Consider the following 18994-nt stretch of genomic DNA (forward strand, 5'->3'; position numbering starts at 1 on the left):
CGAATCGTAAACTGTCTCTCGTTGAATCGCGACAGAAAAGATTTTGGGAGCAAATGATGCGCAAAGTTACCGCTGCCGTCATGGCCTCAACGCTGGCACTCAGTACGGTTAGCCATGCAGCTGAAGTCGTTACAGGCGATAACTGGCACCCGGGAGAATCCTCTGCGCCGCGCACTGTACAGAGCCATATGTTTGACGGCATAAGTTTAACCGAACATCAACGTCAACAGATGAGAGATCTGATGCAACAGGCCCGCCATGAGCAGCCGCCTGTTAATGTTAGCGAAATGGAGACGATGCATCGTCTTATTACTGCAGAAAATTTTGATGAAACCGCTGTGCGCGCTCAGGCAGAAAAAATGGCGCAGGCACAGGTTGCCAGACAGGTCGAAATGGCCCGCGTTCGCAACCAGATGTATCGCCTGCTTACCCCCGAGCAGCAAGCGGTTTTAAACGAGAAGCACCAACAAAGAATGGAGCAATTGCGCGACGTGACGCACTGGCAAAAAAGTTCTTCGTTGAAGTTATTGAGTAGTAGCAACTCACGTTCCCAGTAGTAAACCCTGTTTTCCTTGCCATAGACACCATCCCTGTCTTCCCCCACATGATGTGGGGGTTTTTTTTGCCTGTAAATTGTCATCGTCATAATCACTGATTGTCTTACACCATCCGTTATACTACCGGCATGAAATGGCAGGAGTGTTTATGAATCAATCCTATGGGCGGTTAGTCAGTCGGGCGGCCATTGCCGCGACAGTGATGGCATCGCTGTTACTTTTGATCAAAATTTTTGCGTGGTGGTACACCGGGTCGGTGAGTATTCTGGCGGCACTGGTCGACTCGCTGGTGGATATTGCCGCGTCGCTCACTAACCTGTTAGTGGTGCGCTATTCGCTGCAGCCCGCGGATGATGAACATACCTTTGGTCATGGCAAAGCGGAATCACTGGCTGCGCTGGCGCAAAGCATGTTTATTTCCGGTTCGGCGTTGTTTTTATTTTTAACGGGTATCCAGCATCTGATTACCCCCACGCCGATGAACGAACCCGGCGTGGGGGTTGTGGTTACCATTATCGCCCTGATATGTACTGTGGTGCTGGTCTCGTTTCAGCGCTGGGTGGTGAAGCGGACGCAAAGCCAGGCAGTACGGGCGGATATGCTTCATTATCAGTCTGATGTTATGATGAACGGCGCGATTCTCGTGGCGCTCGGTCTGGCCTGGTACGGCTGGCATCGTGCAGACGCGTTGTTTGCTTTGGGGATTGGCATCTATATTTTATATAGCGCGTTACGCATGGGTTATGATGCCGTGCAGTCGTTACTGGATCGCGCATTACCCGATGAAGAACGTCAGGAAATTTTTGACATCGTGACATCATGGCCGGGCGTCAGTGGTGCTCACGATCTCCGTACGCGGCAGTCAGGGCCGACCCGCTTTATTCAGATTCATTTGGAAATGGAAGATAATCTGCCGCTCGTTCAGGCGCATGTTGTGGCTGAACAGGTAGAGCAGGCGATTTTACGGCGTTTTCCGGGCTCCGATGTCATTATCCATCAGGACCCGTGTTCCGTCGTTCCCAGGGAAGGCAAAAGGTTTGAGCTTTCGTAAGTGAGCGTAAAAAAGAGAGCCAGGCCCGCATTTTGTGTATAAATTACCGCCATTTGGCCTGACCTGAATCAATTCAGCAGGACGTGATTGTTATACTATTTGCATATTCGTTGGATCGTCTCGCTATGCAGGATCGACTTCCGGCAACAGACTTCATTTTGCATTCCAAAGTTCAGAGGTAGTCATGATTAAGAAAATCGGTGTGTTGACAAGCGGCGGTGATGCGCCGGGCATGAACGCAGCAATCCGTGGTGTGGTGCGCGCAGCACTGACGGAAGGACTGGAAGTCATGGGGATTTATGATGGCTACCTGGGTCTGTATGAAGACCGTATGGTGCAGCTTGACCGTTATAGCGTGTCCGACATGATTAACCGCGGTGGTACCTTCCTGGGTTCCGCTCGTTTCCCGGAGTTCCGTGACGAAAACGTCCGCGCTGTGGCTATCGAAAACCTGAAAAAACGTGGGATCGACGCGCTGGTGGTGATCGGCGGTGACGGTTCTTACATGGGTGCGAAACGCCTGACTGAAATGGGCTTCCCGTGCATCGGCTTGCCTGGCACTATCGATAACGATATCAAAGGCACTGACTACACCATCGGTTACTTTACGGCGCTGGGCACCGTGGTTGAAGCGATTGACCGTCTGCGCGACACCTCGTCTTCTCACCAGCGTATCTCTATCGTTGAAGTGATGGGGCGTTACTGTGGCGACCTGACGCTGGCGGCAGCGATTGCCGGTGGCTGTGAGTTCGTTGTGGTACCGGAAGTGGAATTCAGCCGTGACGATCTGGTTGCTGAAATCAAAGCGGGTATTGCGAAGGGTAAGAAACACGCTATCGTGGCAATCACTGAGCACATGTGCGATGTCGACGAACTGGCGCATTACATTGAGAAAGAGACGGGCCGTGAAACCCGCTCGACCGTACTGGGTCACATCCAGCGCGGCGGTTCTCCAGTGCCTTATGACCGCATCCTGGCTTCCCGTATGGGTTCTTACGCCATTGAACTGCTGCTGGAAGGTCACGGTGGTCGTTGCGTCGGTATTCAGAACGAAAAACTGGTTCACCATGACATCATCGATGCTATCGAAAACATGAAGCGTCCGTTCAAAGGTGACTGGCTGGATTGCGCGAAGAAACTGTACTGATTCTTCTCTGCGCCTGATGGCGCTACGCTTACCCGGCCTACAGATCGCAAGACTTGTAGGCCGGATAAGGCGTCAGCCGCCATCCGGTATACACCCTCCATATATTCCCTCACGTTATAGCCAATCTTTTTTTATTCTTTAATGTTTGGATACCTTTCTGGCACGCTTTGCTCATCACAACACAACATAAGAGAGTTGGGCGATGAACAAATGGGGCGTGGGGTTAACTTTGCTGCTGGCATCCAGCGGCGTTCTGGCAAAGGATATTCAATTACTGAACGTGTCTTACGATCCAACGCGTGAGCTGTACGAGCAGTACAACAAAGCGTTTAGCGCACACTGGAAGCAAGAAACGGGCGATAACGTGGTGATTCGTCAGTCACACGGCGGGTCAGGCAAACAGGCGACCTCGGTGATTAACGGCATTGAGGCGGATGTGGTGACGCTGGCACTGGCCTATGATGTGGATGCGATTGCCGAGCGTGGTCGTATTGATAAAAACTGGATCAAACGCCTGCCGGACAACTCTGCGCCTTACACCTCCACCATTGTGTTCCTGGTGCGTAAAGGCAACCCGAAGCAAATTCATGACTGGAACGATCTGGTTAAGCCTGGCATTTCGGTGATCACGCCTAACCCGAAAAGCTCCGGCGGCGCACGCTGGAACTATCTGGCTGCCTGGGGTTATGCGCTGCACCACAACAATAACGATCAGGCAAAAGCGCAGGACTTTGTGAAGGCGCTGTTTAAGAATGTCGAAGTGCTGGACTCTGGCGCACGCGGTGCGACCAATACCTTTGTCGAACGCGGCATCGGCGACGTGCTGATCGCCTGGGAGAACGAAGCGCTGCTGGCGACCAATGAGCTGGGCAAAGATAAATTTGAAATCGTGACGCCGAGCGAATCCATTCTGGCTGAACCGACGGTCTCCGTTGTGGATAAAGTGACCGAGAAGAAAGGCACTCAGGCCGTGGCGGAAGCCTATCTGAAGTATCTCTACTCACCGGAAGGTCAGGAGATTGCGGCGAAAAACTACTACCGTCCGCGTGATGCAGAGGTGGCGAAGAAATACGAAAATGTGTTTCCGAAGCTGAAACTCTTTACCATTGATGAAACGTTCGGCGGCTGGACGAAAGCGCAGAAAGAACACTTCTCGAATGGCGGAACGTTCGATCAAATCAGCAAGCGTTAAGAGCTGGCAGGAGAAGAAGCCCGGGGTATTTGCCGCCGGGCTTTTTTATTTGTCATCATTTTGCGTTACTCTTGCAGGCCGTTGAGATACAGGGAACGCGTTATGAAAAAAACAGGCTATGGACTACTGGCCGTTGTCGTTATTGCCGCTGCGGCAGGTTTTGGCTACTGGACGCTGGCCGGAAACCCGGATGCGTTGCGTAAGATTGTGCTTGAGCAATGCCTGCCCAACCAGTTGCAGCATCAAAACCCTGCGCCATGTGTCGAAGTGAAGCCCGATGCCGGATATGTGGTCTTTAAAGATCGCAATGGTCCGCTGCAATATCTGCTGATGCCGACTTATCGCATTAATGGCACCGAGAGTCCGTTGCTGGTGGAACAATACACGCCGAATTTCTTCTGGCTGGCCTGGCAGGCGCGCGATTTCATGAGCCAAAAGTATGGCAAGGATATTCCGGACAGCGTCGTGTCGCTGGCAATCAATTCGCGCAGCGGACGGACGCAAAACCATTTCCACATCCATATCTCCTGCCTTCGTCCTGATGTCAGAGCGCAACTGGACGCTAACCAGACCAAAATCAGCACCCGCTGGTTACCGCTGCCGGGCGGACTGCGCGGGCATGAGTATCTCGCCCGTCGCGTGACAGAAAGCGAACTGGCGCAGCGCAGCCCGTTTATGATGCTGGCCGAAGAGGTGCCGGAAGCGCGTGAGCGCATGGGCAGCTATGCGCTGGCGCTGGCGCGTCAAAGCGATGACGCTTTTGTTCTGTTGGCCACGCAGCGCAACATGCTGGCGTTTAACCGGGCGTCGGCGGAAGAAATTCAGGATCACGACTGTAAGCTCCTGACTCAGCCCTGATCGCCACGCCGACGGTTGTCGGCGTTTTTTTGCACAATCTCCCACTTCAGCCCAGCGAAGATGTATCGTTGGTTAAAATAATGTGAATTCGATCAAAAGATATAAAGGTATACCTTTATATCTTTTATGGTTCCATTACACTCCCTCATAACGCCTGATCCTGGTTTTCTGGGTCATGCGTTAATCATAAAAGCTTTTATTTCACGTAGTTACGTCATCCTTTTTTCGACATTCTTGCGCTGAACGGCGCAAAAGGAATACCGATATGAAATTGTCTATCGTGGAAAAAATAGGTTTCGGCGCCGGGGATATGGCGATCAACGTAGTGATTATTGCCATGCAGCTTCTGCTGGCATATTTCTACACGGATATTTACGGTTTACGGGCAGCGGATGTGGGTGTGCTGCTGGTGGTGGTGCGGATGATCGATGCCATTATCGATCCGGCAATGGGAATGCTGACCGACAAAGTGTCGACCCGCTGGGGACGCTATCGTCCATGGTTGTTATGGTTTGCCATTCCATTTGGTTTTGCCGTCTATCTGATGTTTATCACGCCGGATATGGCGTATATGGCGAAGCTGGCATGGGCCTATTTCACTTACATTCTGATGACGCTGGTTTATACGGCGATCACTATCCCTTATATCTCTCTGATTGGTGTCATCACGAACGATCCGGGCGAGCGTCTGAGCGCCAACGGGTATCGTTTTGTGATGACCAAAATCGCCGCGTTTCTGGTGACGATTGTGGTTCCCATGCTGGCGGTCTGGCTGGGACAGGGCAATAAAGCGCTGGGTTATCAGCTCTCTATGGGCCTGATGGGGGCGATGGGCGCCGTGCTGTTTATCTTCTGCTTTATGACCACCCGTGAACGCAGCGAGCCTGAATTGCCGTCACTGTCCGTCAAGCAGCAGTTCGCGAATCTGCTGCGTAACGACCAGTGGCTGATTCTGGGCGTGGTGATTATGTTGCTGATGTGCGGCTACGTGATCCGCGGTTCGGTCGCGGCCTATTACGCCAAATATTATCTGAATGGCGGTGACAGCCTGATTTCACCGTTCCTGACCGTCGGCGTGGTGGCGTCTATTCTGGCGATGATTGCGACCACGTGGGTGACTAAGTTCTGGGACAAAATAAAAATGTTCCGCTACACCCAACTGATGACCTTCGCGCTGAGTATCGGCATGTATCTTTGCGTCGGGCAGCAGAACCTGATCCTCGCCTTTGTCTTTTACTTTCTCATCAACTTCTTCTGCGACATGCAAATGCCGGTGTTCTGGTCTTCCATCGCGGAGGCCGTCGATTACGGCGAGAAGAAAACCGGGCTGCGCGTTTCCGGACTGGCTTTCGGCGGCATTTTGTTTTTTCAGAAATTCGGGATGGGGATTGCCGGCGGCGTCCTTGGCTTCCTGCTGAGCCACTTCGGCTATCAGGCGGATGTCCAGCAGAGTGCAAGCTCGCTGACCGGGATTGCGCTGATGATGACGCTCATCCCCGCCGTCTTCCATCTGGTGGTTGGCGTGGTGATGAAAAAGTATCTGATCAACAACGATTATTACCGCGATATCCAGAGTGAACTGGCGCAGCGTCAGGCGTGAGGAGGAGCAGATGAGTCATCTCAAAAAAGTCTGGGTGATTGGCGACGCATCCGTGGATCTGGTGCCGGAAGGCGCGGACACCTACCTGAAATGTCCGGGTGGTGCATCGGCTAACGTCGCCGTTTGCATCGCGCGACTGGGTGGCGACTGTGAATTTATCGGCTGTCTTGGGGAGGATGACGCCGGACGTTTTCTCCGCCAGACGCTGGCAGAAAACGGGGTAGGTGTGGGGTCATTGCGCCTCGACCCACAGCAAACCAGCGCGGTACTGATCGTCAATCTGACGCCAGAAGGCGAGCGCAGTTTTACCTATCTGGTACATCCCGGCGCGGACACTTTTGTCTCGGTGCAGGATTTACCGACTTTCAGCGCCAACGAGTGGTTTTACTTCAGCTCGATTGGCCTGACCGACAGTCCGGCGCGTGAGGCGTGTCTGGAAGGCGCCAGACGCATGAAGACGGCGGGAGGGCACGTCATGTTCGACGTTAACCTGCGCGTCAGCATGTGGCGGGATACCCAGGAAATCGTCCCCTTACTCGCACAATCTATTGCGCTGGCCTCCATCTGCAAGGTCTCTGCGGATGAGCTGTGTTGGCTGGGTAAGGTCGAACGCTGGCAGGACGCACGCTATCTGATGCGTGAACTTGGCTGTGAAACCACCGTTATCTCATTGGGCGATGCAGGGGCGTACCTGGTGACGCCAGAGGGCGAATGCGCGTTCCCGGCCGCGAAAATTTCCGTGGTGGACACCACCGGAGCGGGCGATGCCTTTGTCGGCGGGCTGCTTTATACCCTTTCACAGGCCGCTTCCTGGGACAGTCACTTGCTTGCACAGGCGATCGGTACAGCCAATGCCTGCGGCGCGATGGTGGTCACGGCAAAAGGGGCGATGACCGCGCTGCCTTATCCTGAACAGCTCGCGGCTTTTCGCGCCAGTCATCCACTGGAAAAAATATGCTAAACCGTTAAGGAGTCATTCATGCACGTTGAAATTAACAAAATACTGGGCTGCCTGATTGGTGCCGCTGCGGCGGACGCGATGGGCGCAGCGACCGAAGTGCGTACTCAGCAACAAATTCGCGAATACTTTGGTGGCTGGGTGACCGGTTTTGAGAAACCGCCCGCCGATACGTTTGGTCGCTGTAACGAAGCCGGAATGTGTACCGATGACTTTATTCAGGCGAAGTACATCATGGACGCCCTGCTACAGCACCATCGTCAGGTGAGCGATGAAGCAATGCGTGAAGCCTTCCAGCGCTGGCTGGCCTATCCGCACTACGCCAATTTTACCGGGCCAACCACCCGAGCCGCGATGAAAGCCATCTTTAACGATAATCGCGTGTCCCTGCAGGGGGAACTGGAAGGTGAGAAACAGTCGGTACAGATTATCAATAAGGGGAATGCGGAAGCCACCAACGGCGCGGCAATGAAGATTTGGCCTGCCGCTGTACTGCATCCTGGCGACATAGAAAAAGCGATTCAGACTGCGCTGGATATCTGCCGCTTTACCCACAATAACGTACTGGCGATGTCTGGCGCAGCGGCGATGGCGGCAGCAACCAGCGAGGCGTTACAGTCCGTGGCGAGTGCGGAAAGCATCATTGCGGCCGGGATTTACGGCGCTGACAGAGGTTATGCGCTGGCGGCAGAACAGGGTGCGATGATGGTTGCCGGGCCGTCGGTGGCGCGTCGTATTGAACTGGCGGTAGCGATCGGTAAGCGGCACGCCCATTGGGAGACGGCGATTGTTGAGATTGCCGATATCATCGGGTCCGGGTTGCACGTCAGCGAGGCGGTTCCGGCCGCGTTTGGTCTGTTCGCGTGTTGTCCGGATTCGGCCGTTGATGCTATTATTTCCGCCGTTAATATCGGCAATGACACCGATACCGTCGCCACCATGGTTGGGGCACTCTCCGGCGCCTGGCACGGTGCTGATGCTTTTCCTGCCGACTATTTAACTACCGTTAATCGTATGAATCATTTCGATTTGGCTGAACTCGCCAGACAGATTAAAGGGTAGTGCGCTGCCCTGCGGGGGCGGCGACAACCGTCCCCGACTGGCAGACTTTCGAGGTAAATGGCTTGCAGGTTGATAAAACGAGTTTCACTCCGCTGTATAAGCAGTTGTTTTATATCATCTGCCAGCAGATCCAGAACGGCACCCTGCCGCTGGGGAGTCAGTTGCCAACGCAAAAAGCGATCGCCCAAACCTATAATGTGTCGCTGATCGTCGTGAAGCAGGCGTGGAGTGAGTTGATCAACGCCGGTGTGATCACCTCTCAACGCGGAAGTGGTTCCGTGGTGAGCGCGGTGCCGGAAGGCGTCAGCTATGGTCATACCTTTCGCGGGATCACCAGCGACCTGCGTGATGCCAGCGTGGCGGTTGAGAACCGCATTCTGGAAATCGCCACACGCCGGGCGCGCGACGCGCAGGAAGATGGTTTAAGCCTGCCGGCCCATCATCACTATCTCTATATTTCTCGGGTGCGATACCTGAACGATCGCCCGTTTAACCACGAGAAAATTTATCTCGATCTCTCCTTCTTTCCGGGATTAACCCTGACAGCGGATGAACTGGCCCATACCTCGCTTTATCACCTGTTGAATGTGAAAAGCGACTCAGCGATCGAAAAGGTCGATGCCATTCTGCCCAGTCCTGATTTATGCGAGAAGCTGCAGATTGCTGAGAACAAACCACTCCTTTCCGTGGCGCGCCAGACGTTTATGGCGGGGGAAGCGCATCCCTTTGAGTATTGCCGCTACTATGTGCTGTCTGACTACTTCGGCGAAATCCATTATCACTGACCCTCTGCTTTTTTAGGGGGAGACGCGCGTTTACAGAAGGGGGATGCCCCCGTATTCTTGTTGAAAAAAACAACAGGAGACAGGCATGTCGCTCTGGTTTTCACACCCTCTGTTTCTGCCCTCGTTGGTGGTGATTGTCACCATCCTGCTCTGGGCAACCTCGCTATTACCGGAATTTATCACCGCGCTGCTGTTCTTCACGGTGGCGATGGTGGCAAAAATCGCCCCACCGGACGTCATCTTTGGCGGCTTTGCCTCCTCGGCGTTCTGGCTGGTATTCAGCGGCTTTGTGCTGGGCGTGGCGATCCGCAAAACTGGACTGGCGGACAGGGCGGCAAGAGCGTTGTCATCACGGCTGACGGAATCCTGGCCGCTGATGGTCTCAAGCGTGGTGCTGCTGAGCTATGCGCTGGCGTTTGTAATGCCCTCTAATATGGGACGTATTGCGCTGCTGATGCCCGTTGTTGCAGCGATGGCGAAGCGTGCCGGGATCCTTGATGGCACCCGTGCGTGGTATGGCCTGGCGCTTGCTGTGGGTTTCGGCACTTTTCAGCTTTCCGCCACCATTTTGCCTGCTAACGTGCCGAATCTCGTGATGAGCGGGGCGGCAGAAGGATCGTACGGTATCCACCTGAACTATCTGCCTTATCTGCTGCTGCATACGCCGGTATTAGGCTGGCTGAAAGGTGGACTGTTGATTGCGCTGATCTGCTGGCTGTTTCCCGGAAAACCCCATTCGCCACGTGAATTCTCACCACCGGAGCCAATGAGCCGCGACGAAAAGCGACTGGCCTGGATGCTGGCAGTCGTGCTGGTGATGTGGGTCAGCGAAAGCTGGCATGGCATTGGCCCGGCGTGGACCGGGCTGGCGGCAGCGGTCATCACTCTGTTACCGCGTGTCGGGTTCATCAATGGAGAGGAGTTTTCCACGGGGGTTAACATCCGTACCTGCATTTATGTTGCCGGTATTCTTGGACTGGCGAGCGTTGTGACGCAAACCGGTATTGGCGATGCGGTCGGTGAAGCGTTGCTGCATGTGATGCCGCTGGATCCGGAGAAACCGTTCACCAGTTTTCTCGCCCTGACCGGCATCACCACTGCGCTTAACTTCATTATGACCGCCAACGGCGTTCCGGCGCTGTATACCACTCTGGCGCAGAGCTTTTCTGAGGCAACGCAATTCCCACTGCTGTCGGTGATTATGATTCAGGTGCTGGGCTATTCAACGCCGCTACTGCCGTATCAGGCATCACCTATTGTGGTGGCGATGGCGTTAGGCAGGGTGCCAGCGAGAGCCGGGCTGCTCCTGTGTCTGGTGCTGGCGCTGACGACTTATCTGATCCTGCTGCCACTGGACTATGCATGGTTTAATCTATTAGGAAAATTGTAGTGTTAATTGCCTGATTATTTTAGTTTTGTGAGAGGGTGGTGAGTTTTACCTGCACGAATGACGGTTAATACTGAAACGCATACTTATGCGCAGGATACTCAAGGATTGAACCATGGATAGATTGACTCCCATTCGCGGTTGGCCCGCCATCATCTCGATGGTTATCACACTGACCATCTGGTTTATCATCCCTTGTCCTGCGGACGTGACGCCACAGGCATGGCATCTGCTGGCGCTGTTTATCGGTACGATTGCGGCCATTATCGGCAAAGCGATGCCTATCGGGGCGATTGCTGTTGTGGCGATCATGCTGGTGGCGATGACCGGTGTGACGAATCCCGGTAAGCCTGCGGCAGCGCTTAACGATGCGCTGAGTGGCTTTTCCAACCAACTGATTTGGCTGATTGGTTTATCGATCATGCTGTCGCAAAGCCTGCTGAAAACAGGACTTGGGGCGCGTATCGGCTACGGATTTATTGCGTTGTTTGGTAAGCGAACCTTAGGTATCGCGTGGGCATTAACCCTCGCGGAAACGCTGATTGCCCCCGTCACCCCAAGTAACACGGCACGCGGCGGCGGCATTATTCACCCGGTGATGCGCGCCATTGCCGACAGCCTTGGATCGCAGCCCGGCAATAGCGAAAATGGCTCAACGGGGCGCTATCTGGCGCTGGTGAATTACAACATTAACCCGATCAGTTCAGCGATGTTCATCACCGCAACCGCCCCTAACCCCCTCATTGTCACCTTTTTGTCCCAGGGAACGGATGGGGTACTGAATATGACCTGGGGGATGTGGGCCATTGCGGCGCTTCTTCCGGCGGTCGTTTCGCTGATTGTGATGCCCATCGTCATCTGGTGGCTCTATCCACCCGCCATTACCCGCACACCCAATGCGCCGCAGTTCGCCCGGCAAAAGCTGGATCTTCTCGGCCCACTGTCGCTGGCGGAAAAAATCACGCTGGCGGTGTTCATTTTGCTGCTCTGCCTGTGGGCTGGCGTTCCCGCGATGATCATGGGCAGCGGCTGGACCGTTAACCCCACCAGTGCGGCGCTGATCGGTTTATCGATTCTGTTGCTGACGGGGGTATTACACTGGGAGGACATCCTTAAGTGCCGCGGTGCCTGGGATACCATTGTCTGGTTTGCCGCGCTGGTGATGATGGCGGATTTCCTCAGCAAACTGGGACTGGTCGGCTGGCTTGCGACCAGTGTGGGGACGGCAATCAATCATCTTGGCGTCCACTGGAGTATTGCGACACTGCTGTTGATCCTGCTTTACGTCTACTCTCATTACTTTTTCGCCAGCACCACGGCGCATATCACGGCCATGTTCTCCGCCTTCTTCATCGCGGGGTTAGGTCTGGGCGCGCCACCGGCCCTGCTGGGGCTGATGCTCGGTTTCTCCTCTTCGCTGATGATGTCGCTCACCCACTACGGTACGGGCACTGCGCCGATTATTTTTGGCTCTGGCTATGCCACTCTGGCGGAATGGTGGAAGACGGGGCTGGTGATGAGTGTGGTAAACCTGACTATCTGGGCGGTGACAGGGGCTTTCTGGTGGCACTGGTTGGGATACTGGTAATACGGGGATAAGTCGGGGGAGAGGTCCCCCCCGACTACACAACTTAAGCTTGTTTTGCTGCTTCAGCTGCTTTTACGATCACGGCGAAAGCGTCAGCTTTCAGAGAAGCACCGCCAACCAGCGCGCCGTCGATATCCGGCTGAGTGAACAGTTCTGCCGCGTTAGCTGCGTTTACGGAACCGCCGTACTGGATGATGACCTGCTCAGCAATTTTCGCGTCTGCTTTGGCAATATGATCACGGATAAATTTGTGAACAGCCTGTGCCTGCGCTGGCGTTGCGGATTTGCCGGTGCCGATTGCCCAAACCGGTTCGTAAGCGATAACTACGCCTTCGAATGCCGCAGCACCCTGTGTTTTCAGAACGGCGTCGATCTGACGTGCGCACACTTCTTCTGTTTTGCCCGCTTCGTTTTCAGCTTCGGTTTCACCGATGCACAGAACGGGAGTCAGACCCTGCTCTTTCAGCACAGCGAATTTTTTCGCGATCAGTTCGTCAGACTCTTTGTGGTAAGTACGACGCTCAGAGTGGCCGATGATGATGTACTGTGCGCCGATGTCTTTCAGCATTTCAGCACTTGTTTCACCGGTAAATGCGCCGGACAGGTTCAGGTCAACGTTCTGTGCGCCCAGGAGGATGTGGCTACCGGCCGCAGCATGTTTTGCCAGATCGATATACATTTCTGGCGGTGCGATCGCTACCGCACAGCCAGCGACGCCAGCCAGCTCTTTACGCAGGTTAGCAATCAGTTCGTTTACCATGTGGCGGCTGCCGTTCAGTTTCCAGTTACCCATCACTAAAGGATGTCGCATTTCTATTCTCCACGCTTTGTCAGCGAATTAAGGAAGATGGCCGCCCCGCAGGGCAGCATGGTCTGTGAAACAGTATAGAGATCACTCCCCGGAAAGGCTTTGCTTTTTATCATCAATTGGGCCCGTCCAGATTTTCAGATAACGCCAGCTTAATCGGTTCAACCGCGAAGGTCAGCCCCTTTTCGCCGTTATCTGCGACAACATAGCGAATTGCGCCTTCGGTCTCCGCGTAATAGCGCTTATTTTTCCCCGACGTAAGCAGCTTTTGCAGCTTTTTCTGGCTCTGCTCTTTGGTCAATAAGGGGGCGACTGTGCGGATCACTGCCGCCATATATTCCTGCGCTTTGGCTTTCGCCGCTTTCTGTTCCGGCCCCTGAATCGGCAGCCAGGTTATCTGCATGCTCTTAATCTTCAGCGTTCCGCGCTCAAGAGCGGTCGAGGCGTACAGGTTTTCATTTATTATGCTGGCCGCACGGGTGAGGTTGGCTTTGTCGCGACTACTGTCGATGGCGCGGAATTCATTTAAGGTAAGCTTCGGATTTTGCGTATTAAAGTTTTCGCGAAACTGGCTGATCGAAAGGTCAAACGTGGGGGCACCGGCGAGTAAATACGGTGCGGTGGTGGCCGCCAATGGCTCAGCCGCCAGCGCCGGAGGGCTGGAGAGCATCGCAGAAAACAATAATAAAAACAGTGAACATCCTGGCTTCATCAATCTTACCTTTCGTTATGACTGTCCACGATTAAAACGATAACCGTCTGGCTTGTCAAAAGGGTAAACTGTCGAAGATAGTCATTTTAAAGGAACAGACATGACCCTACAGCAGTGGTTATTCTCATTTAAAGGGCGTATTGGACGCCGTGATTTCTGGATCTGGATTGCGCTGTGGATTGTCAGCATGGTGGTTCTGTTTTCACTCGAGAGTCAAAAATTACTTCCCGATCAGATTGCTCCCTTTGCCCTGGTGTGTCTGCTCTGGCCGACGGCAGCGGTTACGGTGAAACGTCTGCACGATCGTGGGCGTTCGGGGCTGTGGGCGTTATTGATTATTCTTGCCTGGATGCTGTTAGCCGGTAACTGGGCTATTCTGCCGGGGATGTGGCAATGGGTGGTCGGACGGTTTGCGCCGACGCTTATCCTCATCATGACTCTTATCGACCTGGGGGCGTTTGTTGGCACCCAGGGCGAAAATAAATACGGTAAAGACACGCAGGATGTCGCGTTTAAATCAGCGCCCTGAACCGTATTACCAGTAATGCTCGGCGGTCATATGGCCTGGCCGGCGACGAAGGTGTTTCGTCATCTGCCGGGTCTCTTTCAGCAACTGCTGTGTGTCGCGAACCATTTGCGGATTTCCACACAGCATCACATGGCTGGTCTCTTTATCCATCGGTAAGCCTACCGCTTTTTCCAGTTCGCCACTTTCAATCAATGCCGGAATGCGGCCGGTCAGTGAACCCGCGACGGTCTCCCGGCTCACCACCGTCTGGATCCGCAGTTTGCCTTCGTAGCGCTTTTGCAGCGCCTGCATCAGCGGCAGGTAGCTTAAATCGGCGGCGTATCGTGCGGCGTGGACCAGTACCAGATTTTTGAAACGTTCGAGATCGTTACCCAGTTGCAGAATCGATAAATAGGGACCAATGGCGGTGCCGGTTGCCAGCATCCATAACGTGTCGCAGTCCGGTACTTCGTCAAGCACAAAGAAACCGGCGGCTTCGCTCACTACCTGTACTTCATCGCCGGGCTTGAGTGCCGCCAGACGTGGGCTTAGCTTACCGTCAGGCACGGTGACCAGGTAAAACTCCAGATCGGGATTGTCAGGGGCATTCACATACGAGTAGGCACGCTGGACGCGCTCGCCGTCAATTTCAAGACCGAGTTTGGTAAATTGACCTGCGGTGAAGGGATGAACGGGGGCGTGAACGGTCAGACTAAACAGAGCATCAGTCCAGTTCTGTACCTTTGTGACTTTGCCTGTTACCCAATCTGCCATGGTTTTCTCCTGTACGGGTCTCGTTCCCTTATCTTCGTTCGTTGGCGGAAAGATTTCCAGCCCGGAGGGGCTGGAAGGCTCGAACGAACAAATCAGTTACAGGATGTGCGCCTGCACGTCCGGGTCTTTACGGTCGAGATAGTGGATCGACTGAATACGGCGGATGGTGCGTGACTTACCGCGGATCAGCAGCGTTTCGGTGGTCGCGATATTACCTTTACGGCTGATCCCTTCCAGCAGATCGCCTTTGGTGATGCCGGTTGCGGAGAAAATAACATTATCGCTGCGCGCCATTTCATCCAGACGCAGCGCTTTACCCGCCTCGATGCCCATTGCCTGGCAGCGTGCCAGCTCTTGTTCGCCAATGCGACGGTTCTCTTCGCTGTCGCCTTTGACATCATGACGAGCCAGCAGACGGCCCTGCATGTCACCATCCAGTGCGCGGATCACCGCGGCGGACACCACGCCTTCCGGCGCACCGCCAATCCCGTACAGCACATCCACTTCGCTGTCCGGCATGCAGGTCAGAATGGACGCGGCAACATCGCCATCAGGAATCGCGAATACGCGCACGCCAAGCTTCGCCATCTCTGCGATCACGTCATCATGACGCGGTTTCGCCAGAATCGTCACCGTCAGTTCGCTCAGCGGTTTGCCCAGCGCGTTGGCGACATTACGCAGGTTCTCTTCCAGCGGCAGATTGAGATCGATGCTGCCTTTTGCGCCCGGTCCGACAATCAGCTTTTCCATATACATGTCAGGTGCGTTCAGGAAGCAACCCTTGTCACCCACGGCCAGAACGGCCAACGCGTTGGCCTGGCCCATCGCCGTCATTCGTGTGCCTTCAATGGGGTCGACGGCAATATCCACCGCGTCGCCGCGACCGGTACCGACTTTCTCACCGATGTAGAGCATCGGCGCCTCGTCGATCTCGCCTTCCCCGATCACGATGGTCCCGTCAATGTTGACCTGGTTTAGCATTATGCGCATGGCGTTAACCGCCGCGCCGTCGGCGGTGTTTTTGTCACCGCGTCCTAACCATTTGTAGCCAGCCAGCGCCGCCGCTTCGGTTACGCGGGAAAATTCGATGGCAAGTTCTCGTCTCATAGCAAACTCGTAGCAGAAAGGAATGGCGCGAAGTGTAGCACAGGGGAGAGGGGGAAATTATTGATATCAGAGGGTGAGTGTGCGGGGTTGTCCCCGCACCGTAATCTCATCCGTAGGCCGGATAAGACGCTTTCGCATCGTTATCCGGCAATTCGCGATTACTCTTCGTGGTCTTCCCACGCCAGCGCGCGTTTGACCGCTTTCTTCCAGCCGCTGTAACGGTAGTTACGCTCGGTGGTTTCGATGCCAGGGCGGAATTCACGTTCGATGACCGCTTTTTCCTGCAGTTCATCAAGGTTCTGCCAGAAACCGACTGCCAGACCGGCCAGGTAGGCCGCACCCAACGCCGTGACTTCACGCACTTCCGGACGCTCAACGCGCGTGCCAAGAATGTCAGACTGGAACTGCATCAGGAAGTTGTTGGCGACCGCACCACCGTCCACGCGCAGGGCGTGCAGGCGAATGCCTGAGTCTGCCTGCATCGCTTCCAGTACGTCGCGGGTCTGGTAGGCAATAGATTCCAGCGTTGCACGGATGATGTGGTTGGCGTTCACACCACGGGTCAAGCCGAAGATCGCGCCACGCGCATACGGGTCCCAGTACGGCGCGCCCAGGCCGGTGAAGGCGGGGACGACGTACACGCCGTTGGTGTCCTTCACTTTGGTCGCGAAATACTCGGAATCGAAGGCGTCGCTGATGAGCTTCATTTCATCACGCAGCCACTGAATAGAAGCGCCCGCCATAAACACAGCGCCTTCCAGCGCATAGTTCACTTCCCCGGTCGGGCCGCAGGCGATGGTGGTCAACAGGCCGTTTTCGGATTTCACCGCTTTTTCGCCGGTGTTCATCAGCATAAAGCAGCCGGTGCCGTAGGTGTTTTTCGCCATCCCTTCCTTCACGCACAGCTGGCCGAACAGTGCAGCCTGCTGGTCACCGGCGATACCGGAGATCGGAATACGCGTGCCGCCTTTACCGCCGATGTTGGTCTGACCGTAGACCTCGGAAGAACGGCGCACTTCCGGCAGCATGGCGCGTGGAATATCCAGCGCATCCAGCATCTTGTCGTCCCAGTCCAGCGTGTGGATGTTGAACAGCATGGTACGCGAGGCGTTGGTGTAATCCGTTACGTGTACGCGTCCCTGGGTCATTTTCCAGATAAGCCAGGTATCAACGGTACCGAACAGCAGTTCGCCGCGACGTGCGCGCTCACGAGAGCCTTCGACGTGGTCGAGGATCCACTTCACTTTGGTGCCGGAAAAATACGGGTCAATGACCAGACCCGTGTTATTGCGGATGTACTCTTCCATGCCATCGCGCTTCAGGTGTTCGCAGATATCCGCGGTACGACGGCACTGCCAGACAATCGCGTTATAGATAGGTTTACCGGTCTCACGTTCCCAGACGATGGTCGTTTCACGCTGGTTAGTAATCCCGATAGCTGCAATCTGATCGGAACTGATGTCCGCTTTCGCCAGGACTTCCACCAGGGTAGAGCTCTGCGTTGCCCAGATTTCCATCGGGTCGTGTTCTACCCAGCCTGCTTTCGGGTAGATCTGCTCAAATTCGCGCTGTGAGACGCTTACGATATTGGCATCATGATCCATCACGACGGCGCGGGAGCTGGTGGTTCCCTGGTCGAGCGCAACGATATATTTTTTCTCAGTCATAATTATTTGTCCCGTAGTCACATTACAGCGAAGCTTTTTGTTGTGAAGTGGTCGTGGTTTCCTTCTCTTCCACGGCACAGATATCGCACGGCAAATGGCGACCGATCAGCTTGCGATAGGCAAAAGCGCCCAAAATAGCACCAACGATGGGGCCAAACAGCGGCACCAGGAAGTAAGGAATATCTTTGCCACCGGTGAAGGCGACATTACCCCAGCCTGCAAGCCAGGCGAACGCTTTCGGACCGATGTCACGTGCCGGGTTCATCGCAAACCCGGTCAGTGGGCCCATGGATGCGCCGATAACCGCAATCAGTAAACCAATCAACAAAGGAGCCAGCGGGCCACGCGGTACACCGTTACCGTCATCAGTCAGCGCCAGAATAAGCCCCATCAGGATAGCGGTAATCACCATTTCAACCGCGAAGGCCTGCACAAAATTGATATGTGGGTTGGGATACGTTGAGAAAGTGCCGGCCAGATCAACACTCTCAATGCTGCCACGTACAATGTGGTGCGTTTGTTCGAAGTCGGCGAAAAGATTGTAGTAAAGCCCGTAAACTAACGCCGCTGCGCAAAAGGCACCGGCAAATTGAGAAAGGATAAAAGGAACAACTTTGCGCTTGTCGAAACACGCAAACAGCCACAACGCGATAGTGACTGCCGGGTTGAGATGTGCGCCAGACACCCCTGCGGTCAGGTAGATAGCCATGGCTACCCCCAATCCCCAGATGACGCTGATTTCCCACTGTCCAAAAGACGCACCCGCGACTTTAAGCGCAGCGACACACCCCACACCGAAGAAAATCAACAACCCGGTACCGAGGAATTCAGCAATGCACTGGCCTTTTAAGGTTGATGTTTGACTCATAATCGGATCCTGAAGAGTTTAATGTTTATTGTATGCGAGGAGGTCACTGACGTCCGCGATGCCCTGTAGGCACACTGTTAATTTATCGTTAACGAGCACAAACGAGAAATATCGAACTTAAAATGTGTGTACTCCGTCAATAAAATGAGCGTTTTCGCGCCATGAGGCGCGTTTTGTTATACAAAAATAGTGTGAGCTGAATCATTTCATTAACCAAAGCGTTAACACTTAAGGGTTAGGCCGTCAATGTCTGTAAGAGTCGACTGAAAAGTGTTGCAAACCGCAATCAGCGCGGGATGCCGCTGGACAGGGAGAGCGGGGCTTCATACAATCGGCACTATATATTGTGCGCGTTCACGTGAAGC

The 18994-nt window shown here is 54.4% G+C and carries 18 protein-coding genes; 12 read left to right on the top strand and 6 right to left on the bottom strand.

Annotated elements, in window-relative coordinates:
• The first annotated feature begins 56 nt into the window (after positions 1–56).
• The 11 genes from cpxP (at position 57) to AB7E14_RS00310 (ending at position 12185) form a co-directional block, all read left to right on the top strand.
• Positions 57–557 carry a cell-envelope stress modulator CpxP gene (gene cpxP, locus AB7E14_RS00260; RefSeq protein ID WP_043001792.1) on the top strand — a complete coding sequence of 167 codons (501 nt, stop codon included), beginning with the start codon at positions 57–59 and terminating at the stop codon, positions 555–557.
• A gap of 148 nt (positions 558–705) precedes the next feature.
• Positions 706–1608, top strand: a complete 903-nt coding sequence (gene fieF / locus AB7E14_RS00265) for a CDF family cation-efflux transporter FieF (protein ID WP_042998907.1) — start codon at positions 706–708, stop codon at positions 1606–1608.
• Between the two features lie 184 nt (positions 1609–1792).
• Complete coding sequence (pfkA, locus tag AB7E14_RS00270; protein ID WP_042998908.1) at positions 1793–2755, top strand: 6-phosphofructokinase; 963 nt, start codon at positions 1793–1795, stop codon at positions 2753–2755.
• 202 nt (positions 2756–2957) lie between these two features.
• Entirely contained in the window at positions 2958–3947 is a 990-nt protein-coding gene (gene sbp, locus AB7E14_RS00275; RefSeq protein ID WP_316962766.1) for a sulfate/thiosulfate ABC transporter substrate-binding protein Sbp, read from the top strand.
• Positions 3948–4049: 102 nt separating this feature from the next.
• The gene (locus AB7E14_RS00280; protein WP_044328953.1) at positions 4050–4805 is read left to right on the top strand and encodes a CDP-diacylglycerol diphosphatase; all 756 of its coding nucleotides are present in this window, start codon (positions 4050–4052) and stop codon (positions 4803–4805) included.
• A gap of 265 nt (positions 4806–5070) precedes the next feature.
• On the top strand, positions 5071–6405 hold the full coding sequence (locus AB7E14_RS00285; RefSeq protein ID WP_316962765.1) for an MFS transporter: 1335 nt from the start codon (positions 5071–5073) through the stop codon (positions 6403–6405).
• Between the two features lie 10 nt (positions 6406–6415).
• Positions 6416–7366, top strand: coding sequence for an aminoimidazole riboside kinase (locus tag AB7E14_RS00290; protein WP_046401643.1), 951 nt, complete (start codon positions 6416–6418; stop codon positions 7364–7366).
• 18 nt (positions 7367–7384) lie between these two features.
• Positions 7385–8425 (top strand): ADP-ribosylglycohydrolase family protein, encoded by a 1041-nt coding sequence (locus AB7E14_RS00295; RefSeq protein WP_316962764.1) that lies wholly within the window; start codon positions 7385–7387, stop codon positions 8423–8425.
• A 62-nt stretch (positions 8426–8487) separates the two neighbouring features.
• Positions 8488–9210, top strand: a complete 723-nt coding sequence (locus tag AB7E14_RS00300) for a GntR family transcriptional regulator (RefSeq protein WP_043001793.1) — start codon at positions 8488–8490, stop codon at positions 9208–9210.
• An 85-nt stretch (positions 9211–9295) separates the two neighbouring features.
• On the top strand, positions 9296–10600 hold the full coding sequence (locus tag AB7E14_RS00305) for an SLC13 family permease (protein ID WP_216082038.1): 1305 nt from the start codon (positions 9296–9298) through the stop codon (positions 10598–10600).
• Positions 10601–10712: 112 nt separating this feature from the next.
• Complete coding sequence (locus tag AB7E14_RS00310; RefSeq protein WP_090050662.1) at positions 10713–12185, top strand: DASS family sodium-coupled anion symporter; 1473 nt, start codon at positions 10713–10715, stop codon at positions 12183–12185.
• 43 nt (positions 12186–12228) lie between these two features.
• Here the strand turns inward: AB7E14_RS00310 and tpiA are convergent, their stop codons facing one another.
• Both tpiA and AB7E14_RS00320 read right to left on the bottom strand, forming a co-directional pair.
• Positions 12229–12996 carry a triose-phosphate isomerase gene (gene tpiA, locus AB7E14_RS00315; RefSeq protein WP_042325562.1) on the bottom strand — a complete coding sequence of 256 codons (768 nt, stop codon included), beginning with the start codon at positions 12994–12996 and terminating at the stop codon, positions 12229–12231.
• A gap of 112 nt (positions 12997–13108) precedes the next feature.
• Complete coding sequence (locus tag AB7E14_RS00320) at positions 13109–13705, bottom strand: YiiQ family protein (RefSeq protein ID WP_316962763.1); 597 nt, start codon at positions 13703–13705, stop codon at positions 13109–13111.
• 100 nt (positions 13706–13805) lie between these two features.
• On the opposite strand from AB7E14_RS00320, the gene AB7E14_RS00325 reads away from it, so the two are divergent.
• Positions 13806–14234 (top strand): DUF805 domain-containing protein, encoded by a 429-nt coding sequence (locus AB7E14_RS00325; RefSeq protein WP_042998919.1) that lies wholly within the window; start codon positions 13806–13808, stop codon positions 14232–14234.
• 6 nt (positions 14235–14240) lie between these two features.
• Here the strand turns inward: AB7E14_RS00325 and fpr are convergent, their stop codons facing one another.
• From fpr to glpF, 4 genes are all read right to left on the bottom strand, one after another.
• A complete protein-coding gene (fpr, locus tag AB7E14_RS00330; protein ID WP_044257466.1) occupies positions 14241–14987 on the bottom strand; it encodes a ferredoxin--NADP(+) reductase in 747 nt (248 codons plus the stop codon).
• Positions 14988–15083: 96 nt separating this feature from the next.
• Positions 15084–16094, bottom strand: a complete 1011-nt coding sequence (glpX, locus tag AB7E14_RS00335) for a class II fructose-bisphosphatase (protein ID WP_042998921.1) — start codon at positions 16092–16094, stop codon at positions 15084–15086.
• Between the two features lie 158 nt (positions 16095–16252).
• A complete protein-coding gene (glpK, locus tag AB7E14_RS00340) occupies positions 16253–17761 on the bottom strand; it encodes a glycerol kinase GlpK (protein ID WP_044257467.1) in 1509 nt (502 codons plus the stop codon).
• A 22-nt stretch (positions 17762–17783) separates the two neighbouring features.
• The gene (glpF, locus tag AB7E14_RS00345; protein WP_042998923.1) at positions 17784–18629 is read right to left on the bottom strand and encodes a glycerol uptake facilitator protein GlpF; all 846 of its coding nucleotides are present in this window, start codon (positions 18627–18629) and stop codon (positions 17784–17786) included.
• Between the last annotated feature and the right edge of the window lie 365 nt (positions 18630–18994).

The organism is Citrobacter sp. (assembly GCF_050252275.1).
GTDB classification, from domain to species: domain Bacteria; phylum Pseudomonadota; class Gammaproteobacteria; order Enterobacterales; family Enterobacteriaceae; genus Citrobacter_A; species Citrobacter_A amalonaticus.

Coding starts and splice junctions, on each gene's coding strand:
- AB7E14_RS00280 (WP_044328953.1), top strand. CDS start 4,050: ATGAAAAAAACAGGCTATGGACTACTGGCCGTTGTCGTTATTGCCGCT.
- AB7E14_RS00325 (WP_042998919.1), top strand. CDS start 13,806: ATGACCCTACAGCAGTGGTTATTCTCATTTAAAGGGCGTATTGGACGC.
- AB7E14_RS00320 (WP_316962763.1), bottom strand. CDS start 13,705: ATGAAGCCAGGATGTTCACTGTTTTTATTATTGTTTTCTGCGATGCTC.
- AB7E14_RS00285 (WP_316962765.1), top strand. CDS start 5,071: ATGAAATTGTCTATCGTGGAAAAAATAGGTTTCGGCGCCGGGGATATG.
- cpxP (WP_043001792.1), top strand. CDS start 57: ATGCGCAAAGTTACCGCTGCCGTCATGGCCTCAACGCTGGCACTCAGT.
- AB7E14_RS00310 (WP_090050662.1), top strand. CDS start 10,713: ATGGATAGATTGACTCCCATTCGCGGTTGGCCCGCCATCATCTCGATG.
- fieF (WP_042998907.1), top strand. CDS start 706: ATGAATCAATCCTATGGGCGGTTAGTCAGTCGGGCGGCCATTGCCGCG.
- pfkA (WP_042998908.1), top strand. CDS start 1,793: ATGATTAAGAAAATCGGTGTGTTGACAAGCGGCGGTGATGCGCCGGGC.
- glpX (WP_042998921.1), bottom strand. CDS start 16,094: ATGAGACGAGAACTTGCCATCGAATTTTCCCGCGTAACCGAAGCGGCG.
- sbp (WP_316962766.1), top strand. CDS start 2,958: ATGAACAAATGGGGCGTGGGGTTAACTTTGCTGCTGGCATCCAGCGGC.
- AB7E14_RS00305 (WP_216082038.1), top strand. CDS start 9,296: ATGTCGCTCTGGTTTTCACACCCTCTGTTTCTGCCCTCGTTGGTGGTG.
- AB7E14_RS00295 (WP_316962764.1), top strand. CDS start 7,385: ATGCACGTTGAAATTAACAAAATACTGGGCTGCCTGATTGGTGCCGCT.
- tpiA (WP_042325562.1), bottom strand. CDS start 12,996: ATGCGACATCCTTTAGTGATGGGTAACTGGAAACTGAACGGCAGCCGC.
- glpF (WP_042998923.1), bottom strand. CDS start 18,629: ATGAGTCAAACATCAACCTTAAAAGGCCAGTGCATTGCTGAATTCCTC.
- AB7E14_RS00290 (WP_046401643.1), top strand. CDS start 6,416: ATGAGTCATCTCAAAAAAGTCTGGGTGATTGGCGACGCATCCGTGGAT.
- fpr (WP_044257466.1), bottom strand. CDS start 14,987: ATGGCAGATTGGGTAACAGGCAAAGTCACAAAGGTACAGAACTGGACT.
- glpK (WP_044257467.1), bottom strand. CDS start 17,761: ATGACTGAGAAAAAATATATCGTTGCGCTCGACCAGGGAACCACCAGC.